The organism is Actinomadura sp. NPDC047616 (genome assembly GCF_040642915.1).
In the GTDB taxonomy this organism is placed as follows: Bacteria; Actinomycetota; Actinomycetes; order Streptosporangiales; family Streptosporangiaceae; genus Spirillospora; species Spirillospora miaoliensis.
Genome location: NZ_JBEYTB010000013.1, coordinates 48,552 through 71,302, shown reverse-complemented (window position 1 = coordinate 71,302; position 22,751 = coordinate 48,552). Strand labels below are relative to the sequence as shown.

Sequence of the window (22,751 nt, the reverse complement as noted above, 5' to 3'; positions counted from 1 at the left end):
GTCACCGCGAGGGCTCCCTGTCACCGTGCCGGGACGAGTCGCCGTGCCGGGAGGAGTCGCCGTGCCAGGAGGACCAGAGGGCGGCGTAGGAGCCGTCCGCGGCGATGAGCTCGTCGTGGGTGCCGAGTTCGGTGACGCGGCCGTTCTCCACGACGGCCACGCGGTCGGCGTCGTGCGCGGTGTGCAGGCGGTGCGCGATCGCCACGACCGTGCGGCCGTCCAGCACGGCGGCCAGGGTGCGTTCGAGGCGGCGGGCGGCGCGCGGGTCGAGCAGGGACGTCGCCTCGTCCAGCACGAGCGTGTGCGGGTCGGCCAGGACGAGCCGGGCCAGCGCGAGCTGCTGGGCCTGAGCGGGTGACAGCGCCTCGCCGCCGGATCCCACCAGCGCGTCCAGGCCGGGGCCGTCCCAGTCGACGGCCCGCAGCGCCGCCTCGGCCTCGGCGTCGGTGACCGGCCGCGCCATCACCAGGTTGTCCCGGACGGTGCCGCGGAACACGTGGTGGTCCTGGGTGACCAGGGCGACGTGGCCGCGCAGGTCGTCCAGCGGCAGGTCCACCAGCGGGACGGCGCCCGCGCCCTCGCCCACGGTGACCGTGCCGGCGCGCGGCCCGTCCACCCCGGCCAGCAGGCGTCCCAGCGTGGACTTGCCCGCGCCGCTCGGCCCCACCACGGCCAGCCGCTCGCCGGGACGCAGCGTCAGGTCGACGTCGTGCAGGACGTCGTGGCCGCCTCGGTAGGCGTAGTGCACGCCCCGGGCGGCCAGGCGTTCCCCGTCGGGCCGGGCGCCGCCCGGCGAACGGTCGGGCGGGACGTTGCCGACGCCCAGCAGCCGGGCCAGCGACGCGCCGCCGAGCTGCAGCTCGTCCAGCCAGGTGAGCAGCACGTCCACCGGGCCGATGAGCTGCTGCACGTACAGGGTGGCGGCGGTCACCTGGGCCAGCGACGCCATGCCGTGGATGTGGAACAGGCCGCCGACGAACACGGTGGCCGCGACCGGCAGCACGAAGGAGAACTCCGCCACCGGGAACAGCACGGTGCGCAGCCGCAGCGTGTAGCGCTCGGCGCGGTAGGAGCCGGCGATGTCGTCGTCGCAGCGCCGCATCCGCCGCTCGGCCAGGCCCAGCGCGTCGACGGTGCGGGCGCCGTGCACGGTCTCGGCGAGCCCGTCGGTCATGTTCGCCCAGGCGACCATCTCGCGCTCGTAGCCGGCGCCGGCACGGCGCAGGTACCAGCGCATCACGCCCCACAGCAGCGGGACGACGACCAGGCACGGCAGCGCCACCAGCGGCCCGGTCAGCGCCAGCGCGCCCAGCGTGAACGCGATGGACAGCAGGGAGATGAGGATCTCCGGCGCGGCGTGCCGGACGGTGTTCGACAGCGTGTCGACGTCCCGGGAGGTGCGGCTCAGCAGGTCGCCGGTCCCGGCGCGTTCGACGCGCGACAGCGGCAGCGCCAGCACCCGGCCGACGAACTCCTCGCGCAGCTCGGCCAGGATCCGCTCACCCAGCCGCGCGGACGCGTAGTAGGCGTACCGGACCAGGACGCCCTGTGCGACCACGAAACCGGCGATGGCCAGAGCGACGGTGTCGATGTCGGCGTCGCCGCGTTCCACCCCCTCCACCAGGTCGCCCAGCAGCCGCGGGGTGACCAGCCCGGCCACCGCGGCCAGCGCGTGCAGGGCCAGCGCGCCGAGCAGGGCGCGGGGGTGGCGCAGCAGCAGGCGCCGGGCGTGCGCGCGCACCTGCGCCGACGTCGCCACGGGCAGGATCTCGGTGCTCACGGCCGGTGGTCCTCCTGGGTCGTCGTGGGCGGACGGCCGCCTCGCCGGGCGCTGTCAGGGGTGTGTCAGGGTGCGGCCTCGCCGCGGGTGACGGCCGCGGCGTAGCGGGGCTCGGACGCCAGCAGGTCGCGGTGGCGTCCCTCGGCGGCCACCGCGCCGTTCTCGACGTACGCGACGTGGTCGGCGCGGTCGAGCATGAGCGGGCTCGTCGTGCACACCACGGTGGTGCGGCCCGCGCGGGCGGCGCCGAGCCGGTCGGCGATACGCGCCTCGGTGTGCGCGTCGACGGCGCTGGTCGGCTCGACCAGGACCAGCACCTCGGGGTCGGCCACCAGCGCGCGGGCCAGCCGCAGCCGCTGCCGCTGCCCGCCGGAGAACTCGCGTCCGGCCTCGGCGACGTGCGCGTCCAGGCCGACGGCCTCGACGATGTCCTCGGCACTGGCGGCCCGCAGCGCCGCGTGCAGCGTCGCGTCGTCCACCGGGCCGCCGAAGCCCGGGGTGAGGGCGTCGCGCAGCGTCCCGGAGAACAGGCGGTCCTCGTTGACGGCGACGACGATCCGTTCCCGCACGTCGGCGATGTCGCGCAGCGGGACGCCGCCGTAGGCGACCTCGCCGTCGGCGTGCCGGCCGAGGCGGTCGGCGATGGCCTGGGCGTCGCGCGGGTCCGACGCGGCGAGCGCGGTGAGCCGTCCCGGCCGCACGACCAGGCCGGACGCCGCGTCCGCCAGCTCGGCGGGCCCGTCCGGGACGATGCCGCCGGGGTGCGGGAGGTCAGGTTCCGTGCGCAGCACCCGCACGACCCGTCCGGCCGCGACGTGCCCCCGGGTGAGCTTGCCCGCCATCTCCCCGATCGTCTTCAGCGGCGCGACCAGGAACACCGCGTACCCGTAACCCGAGACCAGCTCGCCCACGCTGATGGCGCCGGACTGGGCCAGCCGCGCGCCCACCCAGGTGACCACGGCGAGCAGCAGTCCGAGCAGCAGCCCCTGGGCGCCCATGAGCCGCGAGTCGGCCCACGCCACGGCCGCGCCCGCCCGGCGCACCCGCTGCGACTCGTCCCGGTAGCGGTCGGCGAACAGCGCCTCGCCGCCGATGCCGCGCAGCACCCGCAGGCCCGCCACCAGGTCGGTGGCGCGGCTGTTCAGCTCGCCGACCAGCTCGCGGTGGCGCTGCTCGCGCTCGCGCAGCGGCCGCAGCATCGGCCCGCCCACCGCCAGGATCACCGGGACGCCGACCAGCACGACCAGGCCGAGCGGCGGAGAGGTGGCCAGCATCAGGCCCGCCACCACGACGAGCGCGGCGACGGCGCCGCTGCCGCGCGACAGGATGTCCAGGGAGTCGCCGATGTCGTCCACGTCCGACACGCCGACGCTGACCGCCTCACCCGCGCCGATCCGCCGCGGCAGCGTCCCGCCGAGCCGGGTCGCCTGCCGGGTGACGAGCTGGACGGTGCGGTAGGCGGCGGACAGCCAGTTGTAGACGGCCATGCGGTGCCGCAGCACCCCGGTCGCGGCGACGCCGACGCCGAGGCCGAGCAGCGCGCCCGACCACAGCGCCAGTGCGGACGCGTCGCGTGCCGTCACGCCGTCGTCCACCGCCCGGCCGATCACGGCGGGCATGAGCGCCTGGCAGAGCATCCACACCACGCCGAGGGCCGCCCCGGCCAGCACGGTGCGCCACTGCAGGCGCGTCAGCCACAGCAGGTAGCGGCCGGGCGAGCGCACGTCGGGGATCCCGGGGTCGGCGACCGGTAAGCGCTTCACATGGCCGAAGAGTATGCGGCGCGGATCCGGAGTTCGACTGGTTTTTCCGGCGCGCGAGGCCCGTTCCGAGGGCTCTTGCCATGATGCCGGGGTGCGGGCGGTCGATCGAAGACGCTAAGGTCAGGGTGTACGGAGCGGCCCCGCACCGCTCCCCTGAGCCGCGATCCGCCGCCCGCCGCGATCCGCCGACCGCGATCCGCGCGCGCCGCGATCCGGCCCGTGGTCGCGGGACGGTCGTCGTCCGTCGGAGCACCGCGGGTGCCCCGTGCCGTCAGACCGCCGAGAGTCCGGAACCTCAGTGAGCACGATCAGCCAGCACACCCGTCCCGCGGCGCCGCCGGGCACCGAGGACAGGATCGACCTGCTCCTCATCGACGACGACCCCGGCAACGTCCGCGTGGTCGAGAAGATGCTCGTCGAGGCCGGGCTGGACATCAGCATGGCCGTGGCCGACAGCCTGGACGCGGCGCGCCGCCGGCTGACCCGCCGCATCCAGTGCGTCCTGGTGGACCTGTCCACCCCGGGCATCGACCACCTGGAGGGGCTGCGGCAGGTGCTGGGCATGTCCGAGCACGCCGCGGTGGTGGTGCTGACCGGCCTGGCCGACGTGCACCTGGGGATTCGGGCGGTCGCGGCGGGCGCCGAGGACTACCTGGTCAAGCAGGAGGTGGACGGACCGCTGCTGGCGCGCGCCATCCGCTACGCCATCGAGCGCAAGCGCGCCGAGGAGAGCGAGCGGCGGCTGGTCGAGGCGCGCATCGTGGGCCGGGAGAACGCCCGGCTGGAGCGCGGTCTGCTGCCGGTGCCGCTGATCGACGACCCGTCCATGCGGCACGACACCCGCTACCGTCCGGGCCGCCGCCGGGCCCTGCTGGGCGGCGACTTCTACGACACCGTGCAGACCGAGGGCGGCGCGGTGCACCTGATGATCGGGGACGTGTGCGGGCACGGCCCCGACGAGGCCGCGCTCGGCGTGCAGCTGCGCATGGCCTGGCGGACGCTGGTGCTGGCCGGGCACACCGGGCAGCAGCTGCTCGGCATCCTCGACACCGTCCTCGGCCACGAGCGGCGCAGCGAGGAGCTGTTCACGACGCTGTGCATGGTGACGGTGGCGCCGTCGCGCCGCACCGCGCGCATGCACCTGGCCGGGCATCCGCCGCCGCTGCTGTTCCGGCACGGCTCCGGCGAAGCCGACTCCGGAGGCGCCGACTCCGGCGGTGCCGACTCCGGTGTGGAGGTGGCGGCGCTGCCCGACTACGCGCACGGCCCGGCGCTGGGCCTGGCGCCGAGCGCCGAGTGGCCCACCACCGAGATCGACCTCGGCGAGTCGTGGGAGCTGATGCTCTACACCGACGGGCTGATCGAGGGACGGGTCGGCACGGGCCCGGCCCGGCTGGGCACCGAGGGCCTGGTCGACCTGGCGCGCAGCGCCCGCCGCCGCGGCTTCACCGGCCGCGCGCTGATCGACGAGCTGGTCAACGAGGTCGAGGCGCTGAACGGGGACGCGCTCACCGACGACCTGGCCGTCCTGCTGCTGTCGCACACGCGGTCCGGCTGACGGTCTCCCGGCGGGCCGAGGGGGGCAGCGAGGCACGGAACGTCCCCGCACACCAGGGCCGAAGTTCCCTTACCGCGTGTGAAGTCCCTCACTTTCCCACCCGTGTCGAATGGGCGAAATGCCCGGTCCCGCATGGGCTATAGCCATGGGCTATGGAAACAAGGCCCGTGATGACTTGGAACTCTTTCCGCAGGCAGGCGTAGCGTCACGCGCGTGGCTATAGCGATACCCGCGATCTACCGGACGACCGTCGGCAAGAAGGCCGTCATGGCCGTCACCGGCGCCGTGCTGGTGCTCTACCTGATCGCGCACATGATCGGGAACCTGAAGATCTTCTTCGGGGCGGAGGACTTCAACCACTACGCGCACTGGCTGCGCACCATCGGGGAGCCCGCCGTCCCGCACCGCACCGTGCTGACGCTCATCGAGGTGGTGCTCGCCGCCTCGGTCGTCCTGCACATGTGGTCGGCGGTGTCGCTCGCCCGGCGCGCGTCCGCCGCCCGGCCGGTCAAGTACCAGGCCAAGCGCAAGTCGCACGCGCAGGGCTACGCCACCCGCACCATGCGGTACGGCGGCGTCATCATCCTGCTGTTCGTCATCTGGCACCTGCTGGACCTGACGTTCTTCGTGGTCAACCCCAAGGGCTCCGACGCCACCCCCTACGAGCGGATGGTCGCCGACTTCGCCCCCGAACGCTGGTACATCACGCTCTGGTACGTGCTGGCCGTGGTCATGGTCGGACTGCACCTGCGGCACGGCATCTGGAGCGCCTTCCAGACCCTCGGCCTGCGCACCGCGCGCGGCGACGGCGCACTGCGCGGCCTGGCCACCGCCCTGGCCGCGGTGGTCACCGTGGGCTTCGTGGCCGTGCCTCTCTCGATCACCTTCGGATGGGTGAGCTGACATGACCGACGACGGTTTCTTCACCACCGGCGACCCCATCGCCGACACCAAGGCCCCGGCCGGCCCCATCGAGGAGCGCTGGACCAAGCGCCGCTTCGGGGTCAAGCTGGTCAACCCCGCCAACAAGCGCAAGAAGACGATCATCGTGGTGGGCACCGGGCTGGCCGGCGGATCGGCCGGCGCCACCCTCGCCGAGGCGGGCTACCACGTCATCCAGTTCTGCTTCCAGGACAGCCCGCGCCGCGCCCACTCCATCGCCGCGCAGGGCGGCATCAACGCCGCCAAGAACTACCGCAACGACGGCGACAGCGTGCACCGGCTGTTCTACGACACGGTCAAGGGCGGCGACTTCCGCTCCCGCGAGTCCAACGTGCACCGGCTCGCCGAGATCTCCACGCAGATCATCGACCAGTGCGTGGCGCAGGGCGTGCCGTTCGCCCGCGAGTACGGCGGCCTGCTCGACAACCGCTCCTTCGGCGGCACCCAGGTCTCGCGCACCTTCTACGCCCGCGGCCAGACGGGCCAGCAGCTGCTGCTCGGCGCGTACCAGGCGATGATGCGGCAGGTCGACGCGGGCAACATCGAGCTGTACCCGCGGCACGAGATGCTCGACCTGATCATGGAGGACGGCCGGGCCCGCGGCGTCGTCGTCCGCAACCTGCTCAACGGGGAGATCAAGCACTACACCGCCGACGCGGTCGTGCTGGCCACCGGCGGGTACGGCAACGTGTTCTTCCTGTCCACCAACGCAATGGGCTCCAACGTCACCGCGACGTGGCGGGCGCACAAGCACGGCGCGTACTTCGCCAACCCCTGCTACACGCAGATCCACCCCACCTGCATCCCCTACAGCGGCGAGCACCAGTCCAAGCTGACGCTGATGTCGGAGTCGCTGCGCAACGACGGCCGCGTCTGGGTGCCCAAGAAGGCCGGCGACAAGCGCAGGCCCGCCGACATCCCCGAGGACGAGCGCGACTACTACCTGGAGCGCATCTACCCCTCGTTCGGCAACCTGGTCCCCCGCGACATCGCCTCCCGCGCCGCCAAGAACGTCTGCGACGAGGGACGCGGCGTCGGCCCCGGCGGCCAGGGCGTCTACCTGGACTTCGCCGACGCCATCAAGCGCCTCGGCCGCAAGACCGTCGAGGCCAAGTACGGCAACCTGTTCGAGATGTACGAGCGCATCACCGGCGAGAACCCCTACGAGACGCCGATGCGCATCTACCCCGCCGTCCACTACACGATGGGCGGGCTGTGGGTGGACTACGACCTGCAGTCCAACCTGCCCGGCCTGTTCGTGATCGGCGAGGCCAACTTCTCCGACCACGGCGCCAACCGGCTCGGCGCGTCCGCGCTGATGCAGGGCCTGGCGGACGGCTACTTCGTCCTGCCGATCACCATCGGCGACTACATCGCCCGCAACAACGACCTGCCGCCGGTCGACGCCTCGGCGATCAGCGAGGCCGAGACCCGCGTCCAGGACCAGATCGAGAAGCTGCTGTCGATCGACGGCGACCGCACCGTCGACTCCTTCCACCGCGAGCTCGGCCACATCATGTGGGAGTACTGCGGCATGGAGCGCACCGACGAGGGGCTGCGCAAGGCGCTGGAGCTCATCCCCGCCCTGCGCGAGGAGTTCTGGACCCGCGTCAAGGTCACCGGCAAGGGCGAGGAGCTCAACAAGGAGCTGGAGAAGGCCGGCCGCGTCGCCGACTTCCTCGAACTCGCCGAGCTGATGTGCGTCGACGCCCTGCACCGCACCGAGTCGTGCGGCGGTCACTTCCGCGCCGAGAGCCAGGACGAGGACGGCGAGGCCAAGCGCGACGACGACAACTTCTCCTACGTCGCCGCCTGGGAGTGGGCCGGCCCGGAGAACCGGCCCATCCTCCACAAGGAAGAGCTCACGTTCGAATACGTGAAACCGACTCAGAGGTCGTACAAGTGACATCCCCCAACACGGCGACCGCCGGTGGGTTTCCAACCCGAGAGTTGGTGGTTGGCGCTTCACAGACCGGCCATCGCCGAGGTCTCCACGCCCTGCAACGGACTGCCCGCCCGCCGGTCGCTTGGCTGTCGCGACGTCAGAACTTTACTAGAAGGGAACGCCAGCGGCCATGAAGTTGACACTGCGCATCTGGCGCCAGAAGGGGCCTGAGGACAAGGGCGGAATGGTCGAGTACAAGCTCGACGACATCTCTCCCGACGCCTCGTTCCTGGAAATGCTGGACGTGCTCAACGAGCAGCTCATCCAGAAGGGCGAGGAGCCGGTCGCCTTCGACCACGACTGCCGCGAGGGCATCTGCGGCATGTGCTCCCTGGTCATCAACGGGACCCCGCACGGCCCCGAGCGCAACACCACCACGTGCCAGCTGCACATGCGCAAGTTCAAGGACGGCGAGGTCATCGACGTCGAGCCGTGGCGCGCCAAGGCGTTCCCCGTGGTCAAGGACCTGGTCGTCGACCGCTCGGCGTTCGACCGCATCATCTCCGCCGGCGGCTACATCACCGCGCCGACCGGCACCGCCCCGGAGGCCCACTCGGTGCCGGTGCCGAAGCCGGACGCCGACAAGGCCTTCGAGGCCGCCGAGTGCATCGGCTGCGGCGCCTGCGTCGCCGCCTGCCCGAACGGCTCGGCGTCGCTGTTCCTCGGCGCCAAGGTCACCCACCTGGGCCTGCTCCCCCAGGGCCAGCCCGAGCGCTGGGACCGCGTCGTCAGCATGCTCGACGCCCACGACGCCGAGGGCTTCGGCGGCTGCACCAACACCGGCGAGTGCACGGTCGCCTGCCCCAAGGGCATCCCGCTGGACGTCATCGGCCGCCTCAACCACGACTACCTCAAGGCCACCGCCGGCGGCAAAAAGAAGTAACCCACGACAAAGCGCGCGTCCCGGGACCCGGGACGCGCGCTTTGCGCTATCCGAACCCATCCAGCCGCCGCAGGCCACGGCGCCCTCAACCGGGGCGCCCCTCCCACCAGCCGGATACCGCCGCCCACCAAGGCCCCGATCCCCCGACAGCGATGGCCCGGCGCCCCTGAGGTGTACACATCAGCGCATTCGCTGGATGCCGACGTCTATCCACCGAGCGACATCCGCGGCATGGACGCCGCCGTTAGGTTGGGTCGTGATTTGTCTCTCGGCGAGAAAGGCGACGACACGATGGGCAAACACGCCAAAAAGGAAGAATGCAACGCGTGTAACGGCGCCAAGGGCCAGTGGGTGACCGACAACGGGCACGAGAAACGGCGGTGGGAACCGTGCGTGGTGTGCAACGGCACGGGTGAGCAGTGAGGTCTCCGGCGGAGGCCCTCGCAGCGATCCCTCGTGAGCAGTTCATCCCGGACGTGGTCTACGTCCCGGGGCCTGACCATTGGCTGGTCCCGCTGCGGCGCTCGGAGCAGCCCGTGCGGTGGCGGCAACTCGTGGACGATGACGACGGGGCGGTGATCACCAAGGTAGGTCCCCACCCCGGCGTTCCGGTGGAGGTGAGCGACCCCGCAACCGGCCGGGGACTGGTGGCCACCAGCTCCAGCAGCTCCCCGCGGGTCATCGCCGCGATGATCCAGGCGCTGGACCCGGCCCCCGGCATGAAGGTCCTGGAGATCGGCACGGGGACCGGATACAACGCGGCCGTGCTGGCGTACGTGCTCGGCCACGACAACATCACCAGCATCGAGATCGATCCCGATGTGGCCGAGCAGGCCCGGACGGCTCTGCACAAGGCCGGGCATCCCGTCGAGGTGATCGTCGGCGATGGTGAGAACGGCCACCCGCCGCGTGCGCCCTACGACCGGATCATCGTCACCGCCGCCGCGCACACCGTGCCCTACGCCTGGGTGGAACAGACCACGCCAGGCGGAACGATCGTCGTCCCCTGGGCCCCCACGATCCATCCGGACTGGCCACTCGCACGGCTCACCGTCCGGGCCGACGGAACCGCCGTGGGCCGATTCATCGGCAGGGCGGGATTCATGCCCCTGCGCGCGCAGCGCCTGCTGCCCCGAGTCATGCACGAGGCCGAGGAGAGGTGGATCAAGGCCGGGCGGCCTCATTACTCGCGGTATGGAGTGACCGTCACTCGCGAGGGGCAGTCCGTGTGGCTGGATTCGCCCGCGAATCCTGTTGATCCGGCGCAGTAGGCGGGGGGCGGGGTCGGGCCTGGAAGGATCGCTGGACTTCGCCGACTACGCCGACATGGCCGACGAGTCCGGTACGTTTCGCGGCTTCGACCGGCCGTAGCCGGTCGTTTCCCCCGTACGGGCGAGGTGGTTCCCTCCCGCGGAGGGTGAGCGCGTGGCGGTCTCGCTGCGATCTTCGTAGGTGCCGGGCACGTTGTGCCCCCGCTCAGGAGGAACGCAGATGACCACTCTCATGGAAGCCGCGCCGGCCGGTCGGTTGCGCACCGCGTGGCGGGCGGCGCACGACCCGGTCGCCGGGGTACCGCGATGGGCCCGGATCGCCGCCTACGCCGTCCCGTTCACGGTGCTGCCCTCCAGCGTCTGGCGGATAGCGGTGTGCACCTTCCACGCGCCGATCGTTGACGGCGTGGACGCCCAGGGCTCGGGGAATCTGCCGTGGTGGCTGCCGCTGGAGGTGTACGTCATCCTGCTGTCGGTGGTGTCGGAGCTGCTGGCGTTCACGGCCGTCGGTCTGGTGGCTCGGTGGGGAGAGGTGTTCCCGCGCTGGGTGCCGGTGCTGCGCGGCCGCCGGGTGCCGCCCCTCGCCGCCGTCGTCCCCGCCGCTCTCGGCGCCACCGTCCTGACCGCGTTGTGGACGGTCTCGTGGGGCAACGCGCTGTTCCAGCGTGATCTCTACGGCCGCCCGATCGACGATGGCTTCTCCTCCCTCTTCGATCCTGGCCACTGGCAGGGCGTGCTGGCCCTGGCCGCCTATCTTCCGTTGCTGCTGTGGGGGCCGTTGCTGGGGTTGCTCACCGTCGCCTACTGGCGGCGCAGGCGGGGCGTCCGAGCGCGGTGAGGCCGCCGGTTCGCCGGCGGACCGGCGGCCTCATGACGATCGCGTCAGTCTTCGAGGGCGGCCGTCGACTGCTGCTCGGCGGTGCCGGGGAGTTGTTCGAAGGTGTCGGGGTCGATGGTGCCGACCTCGCCGGACGCCACGTCGCGCAGCATGGCGGTCAGGCCCGCGGTGACGGCGCGGATGAAACGTTCGGACTGGTAGTGGCCCATCGTCTGGGTCTGGCCGCGGACCTCGAACAGCACCGTGCCCGTGCCGATCAGGCCGAAGGAGGAGCGGGCCTGGCCTGGCAGGTCGCGGGTCGGCGGGTGCGGGTAGCGGGCGGGGATGTAGCCGCGTTCCTCGATGCCGCGGAACGCGCTGATCGCCAGCTGCTTGGACAGCGTCTTGGCGTAGGTCCGGGCGTACGGGGCGTACTTCTGGCCCGGCTCGAAGAAGCGGTCGGGCAGCGGCGGGTAGTCGACGGCGACGTCCAGCAGCCGGTTCTGGGCGTCCTCCCGGACGCAGGCGCCCTGGTGGTGCAGGTCGACGTAGGTGTGCACCTTGCCCTTGCGGGCGCGCCAGTACTTGTAGATGTCGCGGAGCGTCTGCGACTCGGGGTTGAGGAACCAGCCGGGCCTCGACCCGTCGCCCGGCACGTCCTCGGGCTTGGGCTGGTACTCCAGGTCGGGGTTGAAGTCGCGGTTGAGGTCGAAGCCGGGCTTGGTGGTGTAGTCGTCGCCCTGCAGCTGGGTGTTGAGGTAGTTCCAGGCGGGTGGTCGGCCGGCGAGCTGGGGGAAGTCGCGCTGGACCTCGGCCCAGGAGTTGTCGTTGCCGCGCCGGTCCAGTTCGGCGCCGTCCGGGTTGATCTTCGGGACGGCGACGAACGTGATCTCCTTGCGGATCCGCGCGGCCTCGGGGGAGCCGGACGTGCCCAGCCAGTTCAGGATGCGCAGCAGCGCGGTGGTGCCGGTCTTCTCGTTGCCGTGGATCTCGGAGGTGACGATGAACACCTTCGGCCCGGTGCCGACCGTCGCGGTGTGGATGGAGCGGCCCCGGTTGGACTTCCCGGCGACCTTCACCTCCACGCGGCCGTGGCTGACGCGTTCGAGCCGGGCCAGCTCGGCGCGCATCTCGTCGTAGTCGATGAACTTCCAGGTGGGCAGGTCGCGCGGCTCGTCGCTGCACTGCTGCGGCGCGGCCGGGGCGGGCGACGCGGAGGCGGGCGGGGCGGCGGTCAGGGTGAGGGCGAGGGGCGCGGCCAGCAGGGAGGCGGCCAGCGCGGTGCGGTGGCGGCGGGGGGACGGACGCATACGGCCTCCGAAAAAGGGGTCGGACGGTCAGATCGGACCCTAGATGCGCAGGCCGCACGACGGACGGTCAAGATCCACTGATTCGCCGTCCGGTGTATCGGTGACGGTTGTCCTTGACGTCAGGCGGTGACGGGCGTCAGGCGGTGACGAGGGCTTCCACGCCCGAGGGCAGGCTGCCCGCCAGGGCCGCCTCCACCAGGAAGGTCTCCAGGGTCTCCTGGAAGGCGCGGGCGGCGTGGGTGGGGTCGACGTCCTTGCGGTGCGCGAGCGCGATCGTCCGCAGGAGGCCGGGGTGGTGGCCGCGGCGGGACGCGTCGGGATCGGAGTCGTCCAGCACGAGGGGCGTGCCGCGCAGGCCGGGGCGTCCGGCGAGCACCATGCTCGGGACGACGGCGATGCCCAGCCCGGCCTCGACGAACCGCAGCACCGCGTCCATCTCGCCGCCCTCGACCGCGAAGCTCGGCTCGAACCCGGCCGCGCGGCAGGCGCCGATCGTCGCCTCGCGCAGGTCGTAGCCGGAGCGGAACATCACCAGCGGACGGTTGCGCAGGTCCTCGATCCGCAGGTAGGGGCGGCGCGGCAGCATCCCGCGGTGCGTCCGGTCGGCGTTCTCCGGGTCCGCGGGGGACGCGACGACCAGGTTCTCGCGCAGGATGGGGACGGTGTCCAGCGGCGGGTCGCCGTGCAGGGGCAGGATCACCAGCGCCAGGTCGAGGGAGCCGCGGGTGAGTTCCCGGACCAGGTCGCGGGAGCCGCCCTCCTCGACGATCAGCCGGATGCCGGGGTAGGCGTCGTGGAATCGGCGCAGGACGTCGGCCAGCAGCCCGGCGCACAGCGACGGCGTGGCGCCCAGCCGCACCCGGCCGCGCCGCAGGCCCGCCAGCTCCTGCACCTCCAGCCGGGCGGTGTCGACGTCGGCGAGGATCCGCTTGGCCAGCGGCAGCAGCGCCTCGCCCGCGGGGGTCAGGGTGATGTTGCCGCGCGCCCGGCTGAACAGGGACGCGCCCAGCTCGGTCTCCAGCGCGCGGATCTGCTTGGACAGCGACGGCTGCGCCACGTGCAGGATCTCCGCCGCGTGGGTGAAGTGCCGGACCTCGGCCACCGCGACGAAGTAGGCCAGCTGCTGCAACTGCACCCTGCACAGGGTACGGCCCGCGGGAGCGGCGGTCGGCGGCCACCCCGCCGGGCGTCCGCCGGCCGCCCCCGCGCACCGGTCAGGCGAGCCCTGCGCCGAAGCGGACCGCGTCCGCCGGGACGCCGTCGCGGCCCGGGACGAACAGCGGGCCGGGCGTCGGCGTGCCGAACACCGCCGGCCACGCGATCCCGTGGACGACGCCCCTGTCGTAGGTCGCGTCGTCGGGGGCGCCGCTCAGCAGGTGGTCGTAACGGCTGGTCAGCGCGGCGCCGAACCGGTCGCCCGGCTGCGGGACGGCACCGGCGGCGGACTGGGTGAGGTGGACGTCCCCGTTGCCGGGGGTGCCGGCCGCGTCGCCGAAGACGTGCACCGCACCGGCGTCCGCCGCGCCGTCGACGTCTTCGCCGGGGACGCCGGCGACCACGGGCTCGCCGAAACCGTCCCGCCACGGCCCGCCGACCGCCAGGACGGCGCCGAACCGGTCGCCCGCCTCGGCGGTGTCGGCGACGTCGGGCGCGTCCTGGGTGGCGCTCCACCGCTGCGGGAGCGGAAGCTCGTCGTCAGTGGCGAACAGGTGGGCCATCCCGGCGTCCGCGGCGGCGCCGACGTCCTCGGCCGGCACGCCGACGGCGAGCCGCACGTGCGACGGGCCGTCGTGCTCGCAGTACGAGCTGAGCGCGAGGGCGGCGCCGAACTGGTCACCGGTCTCCGCGCTGCCGTCCACCCCGGGCGTGTCCTGCGACAGCGGCGTGTCGGTGGCCAGGTCGCGGGCCAGGTGCAGCATGCCCGCGTCGCGCCGGTCGCCCAGGTCCTCGCCGGGCGCCCCGGCGACCAGGGTGAAGCCGCGGACGCCCGAGACCGCGCAGCCGAAGCCGCCGGGCCCCTGGAACAGCTCGACCGCGGCGCCGAACCGGTCGCCCGCCTCCGCGGCGCCGCCGATGCCCGTGCTGTTCTGCGTGATCGTGGCGGTGGCCGCGACGGCGCCGGTCCGCCGGTCGAACGTCACGACGCCCGCCGAGCCCGCGTCGGCGACATCGCCGACGTCCTCACCGGGCGAACCGAACGCGACGGCGGGCGCGGCCCCGTCGGCGACCGTGGTCCGGTTGACGGCGATCGCCGCGCCGAACCGGTCGCCCGGCTCGGGGGTGCCGCCGATGCCGCCGGCGCCCTGCCGCAGCACGAGGCCCGGGCGGCCACCGCCGAGCCCCGCGGCCGACCCGTAGATCACGTGGATGACGCCCGCGTCGTCGCCGCCCGCCACCGATTCCGACGGCACCCCCACCACCAGGTCGGCGTGACCGTCGCCGTCGAGGTCGGCCGCCCGCACGGCGGTGCCGAACCCGTCGTCGGCCTCCGGGGCGTCACCGACGCCCGGCTGCCCCTGTGTCAGCGACGCGACCGTGGCGGCGCCGCCGTACACGATGTTGATCCGCCCGGCGCGCGCCTTCCCGGACACCGTGGCGTCCGGGTCGGCGATCGCCACGTCGGCGCACCGGTCGCCGTTGAAGTCGGGGCCGTGGGGGGAGCACTCCGCCGCCGCGCGAGGAGCGGCTCCCGCCGTGCCCGTGCCGAACGCGGCGACAGCGCCCAGCGCCGCGACCGCCGCCGTGAGTCTGCCGATTCGCAACCGCTCCCCCGTCCTCCGTGAGACGTTCATCACTCAGATGACGGCGCGCGTTCAGAACGGGTTTACCGAAACGTTCCACGCCGCTGTGGCCGCATCGCGCCACCCCCGGGGGGAACGGTCCGGACGCGGCGCGGCGGCGCGCTCGGGTCAGCGGGCGTGGCGGCGCAGGGCCTGCAGGTCGTGGACGATGACGCGGCGGCGTCCCGTCTCGATCCAGCCGTGGCGGCGCAGCGTGCGCAGGGCCTTGCTGACCGCCTCGCGGGAGGCGCCGACCCACCCGGCCAGCTCCTCCTGCGACAGGTTCAGCGTGATGCGCACGCTCTGGCTCCCGTTGCCGCGTCCGGCCGCGGCGTCGGCGGCGGGACGGCCCCGGCCGGTCGGCTCGTACGGGACGCCGAACCGTTCGGCCAGTTCCACCAGGCGCTGGGCGACCCGGCCGGTGGCGTCGAACATGCCGAACTCGACGCGCTTGCGGTCGGCGTCGCGCCACCGCTGGCACAGCATCCGCATCATCAGCAGCGACACCCTGCCGTTGTCCTGCAGGAACGCCATGAACTGCGGGGCGGTGAGGGTCAGCGCCCGCGCCGGTTCCAGGGTGGCGACCGTGGCCGAACGCGGGTTGCCGTCGATCGCGGCGACCTCGCCGAGCAGCGCGCCCGGCCCGCGCACCGCCAGCAGCGCCTCGCCGCCGTGCTCGCGGTGCGAGTACGCCTTGACCCGTCCCGCGAGCAGGACCGCCACCCAGGTGGACGGCTCCCCCTCGGCGAACAGCACCTCGCCGCGGGCGAAGACGCGGACCCGGGCGCGCCGTTCCAGCTCGGCGCGTTCCGCGGACGTGAGCTCGGCGAGAAACGAACCGGGCTCCAGGGGGGCGTTCATATCTCCACGCTAGAGCGAACGGCCCCACCTTGTGAGCAGTCGCCAAATCACGAATGCGTCACGCGTTGTGTGTACTTCTTCCTATTCACCGCGCTCGTCCCCGGGGGAGGCTTGGACGCGGCGTGCGCGGCCAGGTTGCCGCTCCGCGAACGTTCATGGGGAACGGCGGGCACGGCGGGCGGCGGCGACGGGGGCACGCCGCCCGCCGACCTTGCGAGGCGAGCCGCGCCGAGCAACGACGGACGTCCCCGGCCGGTCCGCCGTCAGGCCGAGGGGGTGTCCTGTCCCTTCCTGACGATGCCGAGCTTGGAGCCGAGCCACACCACCGGGTCGTACCGGCGGCCGACCACGCGCTCCTTCATCGGGATCAGCGCGTTGTCAGTGATCTTGATGTGCTCGGGGCAGACCTCGGTGCAGCACTTGGTGATGTTGCAGAAGCCCAGCCCGTGGTCCTCCTGCGCGATCGCGCGCCGGTCGGCGGTGTCGGCCGGGTGCATCTCCAGCTCGGCGATGCGCATCAGGTACCGCGGCCCGGCGAAGCCCGGCTTGTTCTCCTCGTGGTCGCGGATGACGTGGCAGACGTTGTTGCACAGGAAGCACTCGATGCACTTGCGGAACTCCTGCGAGCGCTCGACGTCCACCTGCTGCATCCGGAACTCGCCCGGCTCGGTGTCGCCCGGGTCGAACGACGGGATCTGCCGCGCCTTCTCGTAGTTGAACGACACGTCGGTGACCAGGTCGCGGATCACCGGGAAGGTGCGGACCGGGGTGACGGTCACGGTCTCGTCCGGCGCGAACGTCGACATCCGCGTCATGCACATCAGCCGCGGCATGCCGTTGATCTCGGCCGAGCACGAGCCGCACTTGCCCGCCTTGCAGTTCCACCGCACCGCCAGGTCGGGCGCCTGGGTCGCCTGCAGCCGGTGGATGATGTCGAGGACGACCTCGCCCTCGTTGACCTCGACGGTGTAGTCGCGAAGCTCGCCCTCGCCCGCGTCGCCGCGCCAGACCCGGAACTTGGCCTCGTAGCTCATCGGTCGCTCTCCTCGTCCTCGTCACCGGCGGCGGCCCTGACCTCGGCCGGCAGTTCCTCGGCGGTGAGGTACTTCTTCAGCTCGTCGGTCTCGAACAGCCCGATCAGGTCGTCGCGCATCGGGTCCATGGGCTGCCGCTTGAGCTCGACGCGGGGGTCGTCGGGGTCGCCCGTCAGGCGGACGACCAGGTTGAGCTTGCGCCACTCGGCCGACATCTCCGGGTAGTCGTCGCGGGTGTGCCCGCCGCGGCTCTCCTGCCGTTCCAGCGCCGCCTTGGCGATCGCCTCGGACACCAGCAGCATGTTGCGCAGGTCCAGGGCCAGGTGCCAGCCGGGGTGGTAGCCGCGCCCGTCGTTCACCGCGACCGGGTCGACGCTGACGTTGCGGACGCGTTCGCGCAGCTTGTCCAGCGCCTCCAGCGCCCGCTTGAGCTCCTCCTCCGTGCGGATGATGCCGACCAGCTCGTTCATCGTCTGCTGCAGTTCGGCGTGCACCGCGTACGGGTTCTCGCCGCCCTCGCGCTCGAACGGCGCCAGCGCCTCGGTGACCGCCGCCTCGACCGCCTCCTCCGTGACCACCGGCTTGTCGGGCAGCGAGTCGACGTACTCGGCGGCGCCGAGCCCGGCGCGGCGGCCGAACACCAGCAGGTCGGTCAGCGAGTTGCCGCCCAGCCGGTTGGAGCCGTGCATGCCGCCGGCCACCTCGCCCGCCGCGAACAGGCCGGGGACCAGCGCCGCGGCGGTGTCCGGGTCGACCTCCACCCCGCCCATCACGTAGTGGCAGGTCGGGCCGACCTCCATCGGCTCGGCGGTGATGTCGACGTCGGCCAGCTCCTTGAACTGGTGGTACATCGACGGCAGCCGCCGCTTGATCTCCTCGGCGCCGCCCGGCATCCGGTCCACCACGGTGAGGAACACCCCGCCGTGCGGTGAGCCGCGGCCCTCCTTCACCTCGGAGTTGATCGCGCGGGCCACCTCGTCGCGGGGCAGCAGCTCGGGCGGGCGCCGGTTGTTGTCAGGGTCGTCGTACCAGCGGTCCGCCTCCTCCGGGGTGGTGGCGTACTTGTCCTTGAACACCTCAGGGATGTAGCGGAACATGAACCGCTTGCCTTCGGAGTTCTTCAGCACCCCGCGGTCGCCGCGCACCGACTCGGTGACCAGGATGCCCTTCACCGACGGCGGCCAGACCATTCCGGTGGGGTGGAACTGGACGAACTCCATGTTCAGCAGCGTCGCCCCCGCCAGCAGCGCCAGCGAGTGCCCGTCCCCGGTGTACTCCCAGGAGTTGGAGGTCACCTTGAACGCCTTGCCGATGCCGCCGGTCGCCAGCACCACGGCGGGCGCCTCGAACACCACGAACTTCCCGGTCTCGCGGACGTAGGCGAACGCGCCGCAGATCCGGTCGCCGTCCTTCAGCAGCCGGGTGACGGTCGTCTCCGCCCACACCTTGATGCGGGCCTCGTAGTCGCCGAGCTCGGCGTGGTCCTCCTGCTGCAGCGCCACCACCTTCTGCTGGAGCGTGCGGATCAGCTCCAGGCCGGTGCGGTCGCCGACGTGCGCCAGCCGCGGGTACTCGTGCCCGCCGAAGTTGCGCTGGCTGATCTTGCCGTCCTTGGTGCGGTCGAACAGCGCCCCCCACGCCTCCAGCTCCCACACCCGGTCGGGGGCCTCCTTGGCGTGCAGCTCGGCCATCCGCCAGTTGTTGAGGAACTTGCCCCCGCGCATGGTGTCGCGGAAGTGGACCTGCCAGTTGTCGTTGGGGTTGACGTTGCCCATCGCGGCCGCCGCGCCGCCCTCGGCCATCACCGTGTGGGCCTTGCCGAACAGCGACTTGGAGATGACCGCGGTCTTCTTGCCCTGCATGCGGGCCTCGATCGCGGCGCGCAGCCCGGCCCCGCCCGCGCCGATCACCACGACGTCGTAGGCGTGCCTTTCGATCTCACTCATGACCTGCTCCCCGGTCCCGTCCGGTCGCCTCGGCGGCGCGCCGTCGCGCCGCCCTTCCTCCGCGCGCGCGTCCCGCTCGCCCGCCGCGCTCCGGCGCGGCGTCCCGCGGTCGTGCCCCTGCTCGTCTCCATGCCCGTCCTCAGTTGAAGAACCGCAGGTCGGAGATGGTGCCGCTGGCCACGAGCATCACGTAGAAGTCGGCCACCACCAGCGAACCCAAGGTGATCAGCGCGTACTGGCCGTGCCGCTGGTTCAGCTTGGAGACCTGCCCCCACATCCAGTACCGCACCGGGTGCTTGGAGAAGTTCTTCAGCCGTCCGCCGACGATGTGCCGGCAGGAGTGGCACGACAGCGTGTACCCCCACAGCAGGATCACGTTGGCGAGCAGGATCAGGCTGCCCAGCCCCACGCCGAACCCGCCGTCGGCGCCCTGGAAGGCGCGGATCGCGTCGTAGGTGTTGATCAGCGAGATGACCACGGCGGCCATCCAGAAGTAGCGGTGCAGGTTCTGCCCGACCAGCGGGAACCGCCGCTCGCCGCTGTACTTCTTGTGCGGCTCGGCCACCGCGCACGCGGGCGGCGAGGCCCAGTACGACCGGTAGTACGCCTTGCGGTAGTAGTAGCAGGTCAGCCGGAACAGCAGGAGGAACGGCAGGGACAGCGCCGCGAACGGGATCCAGCCCCTGGTCCCGGCGGGCAGGAACGTGCCGAACTCGGCCGCGTCCGCCGTGTGCCCGTTCAGCGTGACGTCGTTGCAGATCTCGTTCAGGCACGGCGAGTAGAACGGCGTCAGATAGTGGTACTCGGGCACGAAGAACGCCGCGCCCCAGAACGCGCGTACCGTCGCGTACACCACCCACGCCGTGAAGATCACCAGCGTGGTGATCGGATACACGCGCCAGTTGTCCCGCCGGAGGGTCCGTTCCTTGATCTTGGCGCGCGCTTTGGCGGGCGCCTCCACAGTGCTCATCGCTCGCGCTCCTGAGTTCGGGTCATCGGGTCCCCGTACCACGGCCGCGCGCACCCGTGCGGCCGCCGCGCCTCGGCCGCGACAGGCGGTGACGCCTCGTGCGCGCTTTCCGGTCAGGCGACCTTACGCCACCACACTGGCACTGTGACATACATAACAGCCAGCCCTTGATGTGAGCCTGACCACAGATTTTGGAAGGCCGCAACCCCCGGACCCATAACCAGGAGTTATGGCGCACGGGAATCGAGACGAGCGCGAATGAGCATCGCGTCACCGTCCCCTCACCCGCCGCCATGCCGGTGCCGCGGCGGCGTGCACCGCGCCCGGCCGTTCCTGGCCGCGCAATTGTGCGGCCAATTGGGGACGCACGCCACTTCGGACACGCTGACATCCACCGCACCTGCATAAACTGGCAGCCATTGACAATCCAACGCCCTGGCAGGGCCTGCCGAAACGGGACCGATGAGCGACGACGACCCCGGCCGCGACGACCTCGCGGAGGACCCCGCCACCCGCAAAGCCCCAGACGCCACCACCGCCAAAAGCTCCCCAGGTGACGCTCCCCAGGGCACAGACAAGACCGCGCCCGAGGACAAGACGGCCGACGACAAGACGGCCGCGCCCTCCGAGACGGCCGAGGACGACGGCACGGCCGTTGACCGGGGACCGGCCGGCAAGGCGGCTCCCGGCGCCGCGACCGTCGGCAGCGGTTCCACCCCCGACGCCGGCGAGGCGGCCGGTGATTCCCCGGCGACCGGCGACGCCCAGACGGCCGGCGGCGGTGCGACGGCCAAGGAGCCGTCCCCTGCGGCGGCCGACGCCACCGGGGACGAGGCGGAGAAGGCGGCCGCCGCGCCGGCCGAAGCCCCGGGTGACGACGACGGCCCCGCCGAAGGCACCGCGCGCAAGGGGCGGCGCCGGGTGTGGCGGCGGGTCGCCATCGGCGCGACGGCGCTGGTGGCGGTGGCGGCGATCGGGGCGGGCTGGCTCTACGCCGACCTGATGGGCGGCATCGAGAAGCAGGACGTCACCGAGGAGCAGCTCGGCACCGACCGTCCCAAGAAGCTGAACAAGTCGCTGAACATCCTGCTCCTCGGGTCCGACAGCCGCGACGGGGACAACGCCCGCTACGGGGCGGCCGCGGGCATGGCGGGGGCGCGGTCGGACACCGCGATCCTGCTGCACCTGTCGCCCAACCGCGACCAGGCCGTGGGCATCAGCTTCCCCCGCGACTCGATGGTGCACATCCCCGACTGCAAGAAGGACAAGGGCGGCACCGTCCCGGGCCGGTTCGGCATGCTCAACACCGCGTTCGCGTTCGCCGGGCCGACCTGCACGTGGAAGACGCTGGAGAAGCTGACCGGCATCCACATCGACCACTTCGTGCAGGTGGACTTCGCCGGGTTCAAACGGGTGGTGGACGCGCTGGGCGGCGTGGAGATCTGCGTCGACCGCCCCGTCAACGACCCGCGCGCCGAACTGGTGCTGAAGGCCGGAAAGCAGACCGTCAAGGGCGAGGAGGCCCTCGGGTACGTGCGGGCCCGCTACACCCTGGGCAACGGCTCGGACCTGGAACGCATCGAACGGCAGCAGCGGTTCATGGCGTCGGTCGTCAACAAGGCCACCAGCGGCGAGGTGCTGACCGACCCGGCCAAGACCTACAAGTTCCTCAAGGCCGTCACCGAGTCGGTCACCACCGACGACGACCTCGACCTGTCGGCCATGCGGAAGCTGGCCGAGGGCGTGCGCGGGATGAACGCGGGCCAGGTGCGGTTCGTCACGGTGCCGGTGGAGGGCTACGCCCCCGACCCCAACCGCGTCCAGTGGAACGACGAGCTGGCCAAGCCGCTGTTCGAGGCGATCCGGCACGACAGCGAGCTGCCCGCCGAGCAGCCGGCGGCCCCGCGGCCCGCGGTGCCCGCGCCCAAGGAGGTGAAGGTGACAGTGGTGGACGCGGGCGGCAAGGACGTCGGGCGCGTCGCCCGGCAGCTGAAGAACCGCGGTTTCGACGTCGAAGAGAAGATAGAGAAGAGGTCCGAGGCCGCGGAGAGCCGCATCGCCTACCACCCGTCCGCCGAGGCCCAGGCGTCCGCGCTGGCCGCCGCCGTCCCCAACGGCGTGCTGACCGCCGACGCAGGCGTCCCCGCAGGCCACGTCACGCTCGTCGTCGGCACGAACGGCGTCCGCCTCGCCCCGCCCGCCATCGACAAGATCACCGGCGGGGTCGAGGCGGGCAAGAACCTCTGCGCCTGACGGGGGCGGGCGACTCCGCCGGCGGCGGCGTCAGGCGTGCGCGAGCACGCCGGCGAGCGTCCCGAGGAGCATGAACGGTCCGAAGGGGATCGTCGCGCCGCGGGCCGCGCGCCTGAGCACGATGAGAGCGACCGAGTACAGGCCGCCGAGGACGAACATGGCCAGGACGCCGAGGGTCCAGGCGTCCGACCCCAGCCACCCCAGATACAGGCCCAGCACGCCCGACAGTTTCACGTCACCCAGGCCGAGCGCGCGGGGAAGCACCACCCATTGCAGGGCGAACAATCCCCAGAGGACGCCGAAACCGATGAGAGCGTCCACGAACCGGTCGCCGCCGTCGGCGGTGAACGGTGCCGCCGCCCCCAGCAACGCCGCACCGACGGGGTAGGACGGCAGCGTCAGGGGGTCGGGAAGGCGCCGCAGGCTGATGTCGACGGTGCCGAGCACGGTGCCGACACAGGCGAGGTAGGCGAACGCGACGAGATCGGCCCGCGGACCGATCCGCCAGACCAGCAGCGCCAGCACGGCGACCCCGGCGAGCAGCACCGGCACTGGGTGCCGCCTGACCGGTTCCGTCCAATCCGCACGAAGGGACCAGGCGCTTTCGGTGGGGGATTCAACGGACGCGTCGCTGCTCA

18 protein-coding genes are annotated in these 22,751 nt (G+C 72.3%); 8 read left to right on the top strand and 10 right to left on the bottom strand.

Features of this window, described 5'->3' with window-relative positions; genetic code table 11:
- Position 1: 1 nt before the first annotated feature.
- The gene (locus ABZ801_RS28165) at positions 2 to 1,780 is read right to left on the bottom strand and encodes an ABC transporter ATP-binding protein (protein WP_360703275.1); all 1,779 of its coding nucleotides are present in this window, start codon (positions 1,778 to 1,780) and stop codon (positions 2 to 4) included.
- Positions 1,781 to 1,845: 65 nt separating this feature from the next.
- Entirely contained in the window at positions 1,846 to 3,543 is a 1,698-nt protein-coding gene (locus ABZ801_RS28160) for an ABC transporter ATP-binding protein (protein ID WP_360703272.1), read from the bottom strand.
- 298 nt (positions 3,544 to 3,841) lie between these two features.
- Between ABZ801_RS28160 and ABZ801_RS28155 the strand changes: the two genes are divergently transcribed.
- The 7 genes from ABZ801_RS28155 to ABZ801_RS28125 all read left to right on the top strand — a co-directional run bounded on the left by ABZ801_RS28155 (position 3,842) and on the right by ABZ801_RS28125 (position 10,980).
- Positions 3,842 to 5,101: a SpoIIE family protein phosphatase gene (locus tag ABZ801_RS28155; protein ID WP_360703270.1), complete on the top strand. Its 1,260-nt coding sequence runs from the start codon at positions 3,842 to 3,844 to the stop codon at positions 5,099 to 5,101.
- A gap of 213 nt (positions 5,102 to 5,314) precedes the next feature.
- Positions 5,315 to 6,004: a succinate dehydrogenase cytochrome b subunit gene (locus ABZ801_RS28150; RefSeq protein WP_360703267.1), complete on the top strand. Its 690-nt coding sequence runs from the start codon at positions 5,315 to 5,317 to the stop codon at positions 6,002 to 6,004.
- Position 6,005: 1 nt separating this feature from the next.
- Entirely contained in the window at positions 6,006 to 7,949 is a 1,944-nt protein-coding gene (locus ABZ801_RS28145; RefSeq protein ID WP_360703265.1) for a fumarate reductase/succinate dehydrogenase flavoprotein subunit, read from the top strand.
- Positions 7,950 to 8,118: 169 nt separating this feature from the next.
- Positions 8,119 to 8,871, top strand: coding sequence for a succinate dehydrogenase/fumarate reductase iron-sulfur subunit (locus ABZ801_RS28140; RefSeq protein WP_360703262.1), 753 nt, complete (start codon positions 8,119 to 8,121; stop codon positions 8,869 to 8,871).
- Between the two features lie 171 nt (positions 8,872 to 9,042).
- On the top strand, positions 9,043 to 9,294 hold the full coding sequence (locus tag ABZ801_RS28135) for a hypothetical protein (protein WP_360703259.1): 252 nt from the start codon (positions 9,043 to 9,045) through the stop codon (positions 9,292 to 9,294).
- On the top strand, positions 9,291 to 10,142 hold the full coding sequence (locus ABZ801_RS28130; protein WP_360703256.1) for a methyltransferase domain-containing protein: 852 nt from the start codon (positions 9,291 to 9,293) through the stop codon (positions 10,140 to 10,142). Before ABZ801_RS28135 ends, ABZ801_RS28130 begins: the two co-directional genes overlap by 4 nt.
- A gap of 220 nt (positions 10,143 to 10,362) precedes the next feature.
- Positions 10,363 to 10,980: a hypothetical protein gene (locus tag ABZ801_RS28125; protein WP_360703253.1), complete on the top strand. Its 618-nt coding sequence runs from the start codon at positions 10,363 to 10,365 to the stop codon at positions 10,978 to 10,980.
- Between the two features lie 44 nt (positions 10,981 to 11,024).
- On the opposite strand, the gene ABZ801_RS28120 is transcribed toward ABZ801_RS28125, so the two are convergent.
- The 7 genes from ABZ801_RS28120 to ABZ801_RS28090 all read right to left on the bottom strand — a co-directional run bounded on the left by ABZ801_RS28120 (position 11,025) and on the right by ABZ801_RS28090 (position 19,860).
- The gene (locus ABZ801_RS28120; protein ID WP_360703250.1) at positions 11,025 to 12,269 is read right to left on the bottom strand and encodes a M14 family zinc carboxypeptidase; all 1,245 of its coding nucleotides are present in this window, start codon (positions 12,267 to 12,269) and stop codon (positions 11,025 to 11,027) included.
- Between the two features lie 136 nt (positions 12,270 to 12,405).
- Entirely contained in the window at positions 12,406 to 13,404 is a 999-nt protein-coding gene (locus ABZ801_RS28115; RefSeq protein ID WP_360703247.1) for a LysR family transcriptional regulator, read from the bottom strand.
- A 79-nt stretch (positions 13,405 to 13,483) separates the two neighbouring features.
- Positions 13,484 to 15,031: an FG-GAP repeat protein gene (locus tag ABZ801_RS28110; protein WP_360703244.1), complete on the bottom strand. Its 1,548-nt coding sequence runs from the start codon at positions 15,029 to 15,031 to the stop codon at positions 13,484 to 13,486.
- A 147-nt stretch (positions 15,032 to 15,178) separates the two neighbouring features.
- A complete protein-coding gene (locus tag ABZ801_RS28105) occupies positions 15,179 to 15,910 on the bottom strand; it encodes a Crp/Fnr family transcriptional regulator (protein WP_344944323.1) in 732 nt (243 codons plus the stop codon).
- 263 nt (positions 15,911 to 16,173) lie between these two features.
- Positions 16,174 to 16,944, bottom strand: a complete 771-nt coding sequence (locus ABZ801_RS28100) for a succinate dehydrogenase/fumarate reductase iron-sulfur subunit (RefSeq protein WP_360703241.1) — start codon at positions 16,942 to 16,944, stop codon at positions 16,174 to 16,176.
- Positions 16,941 to 18,890, bottom strand: a complete 1,950-nt coding sequence (locus tag ABZ801_RS28095; protein ID WP_360703238.1) for a fumarate reductase/succinate dehydrogenase flavoprotein subunit — start codon at positions 18,888 to 18,890, stop codon at positions 16,941 to 16,943. Before ABZ801_RS28095 ends, ABZ801_RS28100 begins: the two co-directional genes overlap by 4 nt.
- A gap of 139 nt (positions 18,891 to 19,029) precedes the next feature.
- Positions 19,030 to 19,860 (bottom strand): hypothetical protein, encoded by an 831-nt coding sequence (locus ABZ801_RS28090; protein ID WP_344944314.1) that lies wholly within the window; start codon positions 19,858 to 19,860, stop codon positions 19,030 to 19,032.
- Between the two features lie 462 nt (positions 19,861 to 20,322).
- Here ABZ801_RS28090 and ABZ801_RS28085 point away from each other — a divergent pair, with 462 nt between their 5' ends.
- Positions 20,323 to 22,113, top strand: a complete 1,791-nt coding sequence (locus ABZ801_RS28085; protein ID WP_360703235.1) for an LCP family protein — start codon at positions 20,323 to 20,325, stop codon at positions 22,111 to 22,113.
- 30 nt (positions 22,114 to 22,143) lie between these two features.
- On the opposite strand, the gene ABZ801_RS28080 is transcribed toward ABZ801_RS28085, so the two are convergent.
- Positions 22,144 to 22,659: an A24 family peptidase gene (locus ABZ801_RS28080; RefSeq protein ID WP_360703231.1), complete on the bottom strand. Its 516-nt coding sequence runs from the start codon at positions 22,657 to 22,659 to the stop codon at positions 22,144 to 22,146.
- Between the last annotated feature and the right edge of the window lie 92 nt (positions 22,660 to 22,751).